This is a genomic window from Rhizobium sp. M1 (assembly GCF_002531805.1).
GTDB lineage: Bacteria > Pseudomonadota > Alphaproteobacteria > Rhizobiales > Rhizobiaceae > Rhizobium > Rhizobium etli_C.
This window is the reverse complement of sequence record NZ_NWSW01000092.1, coordinates 1-2,842: the sequence shown is the minus strand read 5'-3', so window position 1 is coordinate 2,842 and position 2,842 is coordinate 1. Positions and strand designations below refer to the sequence as shown.

Genomic DNA, 2,842 nt, shown 5'->3' with positions numbered 1-2,842 from the left:
CATGCGGATGATCCGCCGCTTCGAGGAGCGGGTGATGGACGAGATGGCGACCGGCGACATTCCCGGCAACACCCATCTTTATGCCGGTGAGGAGGCAAGCGCCGTCGGGGTTTGCCTGCATCTCGACGAGGGCGACTACATCTCCTCCACCCATCGCGGCCATGGTCATTCGATCGCCAAGGGCGTCGATATCGACAGCATGATGGCGGAACTGTTCGGCAAGGCGAGCGGCACCTGCGGCGGCAAGGGCGGGTCGATGCACATCGCCGACCTGCGCAAGGGCATGCTCGGCGCCAACGGCATCGTCGCGGCTGGCGCGCCGATCACCTGCGGCGCAGCCCTGAGCGCCAAGCTTCTCGGCACCAGGCACGTCGCCGTCGCCTTTGCCGGCGACGGCGCGATGAACGAGGGCGTCATGTCCGAGAGCTTCAACCTTGCCAAGATCTGGATGCTGCCGATCGTCTTCGTCATCGAGGACAATGGTTTCGGCGAAGCCACCGCCAACGAGCACGTCTCCGCCGGCAGCTTCACCCGCCGCGCCGAAAGCTTCGACATCCCCGCCATCGAGGTGGACGGGACGGATGTGTTCAGCGTCTATGAGGCGGCCGGCGAGGCCGTTGGGCGCGCCCGCAACGGTGGCGGGCCGACGATGCTGCATGTCCATGTGCCGCGCTATTACGGCCACTATAGCGGCGATCCCGACAACTACCGCACACCGGAGGAAAAGGCGGCGATGCGCCGGGAGCGCGACTGCCTGACCAACTTCCGCAAGCGGGTCGCCGAGGTGTCGCTGCTCGAGGCGGCCGAACTCGACGCCGTCGATCAGGCGGTTGACGCCGAAATCAACCGCGCCGTCGCTGCCGCGCGGGCCGCACCCTTCCCGCCCTTGTCGGCTCTGACCACCGACGTCTACGTCAAGTATCTGTAAGGACGACGATCATGCCCAAGAAATCCTTCCGCCAGGCCCTCAACGAGGCGCTCCATTCGGAAATGGCCCGTGACCCGCGCGTGATCATGATGGGTGAGGATCTGACAGGCGGCGCCGGCGCCAACGGCGTCAAGGACGCCTGGGGCGGCCCGTTCGGGGTCACCCGCGGACTGCTCGATGCGTTCGGGCCCGAGCGCATCCGCGATACGCCGATCAGCGAAGCCGCCTTCATCGGCGCCGCCGCCGGCGCTGCCCTGACCGGCTTGCGCCCGATCGCCGAGATCATGTTCGTCGACTTTGTCGGCGTTTGCCTCGACCAGATCATGAACCAGGCCGCCAAGTTCCGCTATATGTTCGGCGGCCGCGCCAAGACGCCGCTCGTCATTCGGGCCACCTATGGCGCCGGCAGCCGTTCCGGCTCCCAGCACACCCAGGCGCTCTATCCGATCTTCACCCATATTCCGGGCCTGAAGGTCGTCATCCCCTCCAATCCCTATGACGCCAAGGGGCTGCTGCTGCAGGCCATCCGTGACGATGACCCGGTCATCTTCCTCGAACACAAGATGCTTTACGACACCGTCGGCGAGGTGCCGGACGCCTCCTATACCATCCCGTTCGGCGAAGCCCGGGTGGTGCGCGACGGCAAGGATGTGCTGATCGTGGCGATCGGACGGATGGTCGGCGTCGCCGAGGAAGCGGCCCGCCAGCTTGCGGCCGACGGCATCTCCGCCTGCGTCGTCGATCCCCGCACCACCTCGCCGCTCGACGAGGAGACCCTGCTCGATGTCGCCGAAGGGATCGGCCGCATCGTCATCGTCGACGAGGCCAATCCGCGCTGCAGCGTCGCCACAGACATCTCGGCGCTGTTTGCCGACAAATGCTTCGACGCGCTGAAGGCGCCGATCAAGCTGGTGACGGCGCCGCACACGCCGGTTCCCTACGCCCCCAATCTCGAAGACGTCTATGTGCCGACGCCCGACGCCGTGGCCAAGGCCGCCAGATCCATCGTAAAGAGGTAAAGCCCATGTCGCTTATCGAAGCTGTCACTGTTCCCAAATGGGGAATGACGATGACCGAAGGCACGATCACCCAATGGATGGTCAATGAGGGCGACACCATCGCCCGCGGTCAGGAAATCCTCGAGATCGAGACGACCAAGGTCACCAATGTCCTGGAGGCGGCGGCAAGCGGCACCTTGCGGCGCATCGTGCTGCAGCAGGGCACGACGGCGCCGGTCGGCGCCCTGGCCGGCGTCATCACCGACGATGCCGCGACCACTGAAGAGATCGACGCCTTCATCGAAACCTATGCCGACCGGCTGGGGGCGGGCGAGGGCGGTGACGCCGGCAGCGCAGCACCGCGCATCGTCGAGGTCGAGGGCGGCACGGTCAACCTGCTCGAAGCCGGCGAGGGCGACGATGTCGTCCTGTTCCTGCACGGCTTCGGCGGCGATCTGTCGACCTGGCTGTTCAACCAGCCGCCGCTGGCCGAAACCATCCGCACGGTCGCGGTCGATCTGCCGGGGCACGGCGCCTCGTCGCCCGTCGACGGTGATGTGCTTGCCAAGATAGCCTCGGCCGTCAGCGCCGCGCTCCGGGATCTCGCGCCCGGCAGGCTCCATCTCGTCGGCCATTCCTTCGGCGGCGCCGTCGCCGCACGGATCGCCGCCGCCCAGCCGTCGCGCGTGGCGTCGCTGACATTGATCGCGCCGGTCGGCTTGAGCCGGCAGATGAGCCGCGACTTCCTGGTCGACTTCGTCGCCGCCGAACGGCGCCGGCCGCTTCTGAACGTGCTCGAGCGGCTGTTTGCCGATCCCGCCAAGATCACCAACGACATGGTCGAAGGAACCCTGCGCTTCAAACGTCTCGAAGGCGTGCCGGAGGCATTGACGGCAATCGCCGACACCATCGCCGG

Annotated in this window: 3 protein-coding genes; all 3 read left to right on the top strand. The window is 66.7% G+C overall.

Going from position 1 to position 2,842, the window contains the following annotated elements; translation table 11 throughout:
- Position 1: 1 nt before the first annotated feature.
- Positions 2-928 (top strand): thiamine pyrophosphate-dependent dehydrogenase E1 component subunit alpha, encoded by a 927-nt coding sequence (locus CO655_RS32935; RefSeq protein WP_245424017.1) that lies wholly within the window; start codon positions 2-4, stop codon positions 926-928.
- Positions 929-939: 11 nt separating this feature from the next.
- Positions 940-1,947: an alpha-ketoacid dehydrogenase subunit beta gene (locus CO655_RS32930; protein ID WP_010034092.1), complete on the top strand. Its 1,008-nt coding sequence runs from the start codon at positions 940-942 to the stop codon at positions 1,945-1,947.
- A 5-nt stretch (positions 1,948-1,952) separates the two neighbouring features.
- The coding region (locus CO655_RS32925; protein WP_097667960.1) for an acetoin dehydrogenase dihydrolipoyllysine-residue acetyltransferase subunit at positions 1,953-2,842 on the top strand (890 nt) is incomplete at its 3' end.

Bases quoted from the DNA above. Each gene is read 5' to 3' on its own strand.
- CO655_RS32935 (WP_245424017.1), top strand. From the start codon at position 2: ATGCGGATGATCCGCCGCTTCGAGGAGCGGGTGATGGACGAGATGGCG.
- CO655_RS32930 (WP_010034092.1), top strand. From the start codon at position 940: ATGCCCAAGAAATCCTTCCGCCAGGCCCTCAACGAGGCGCTCCATTCG.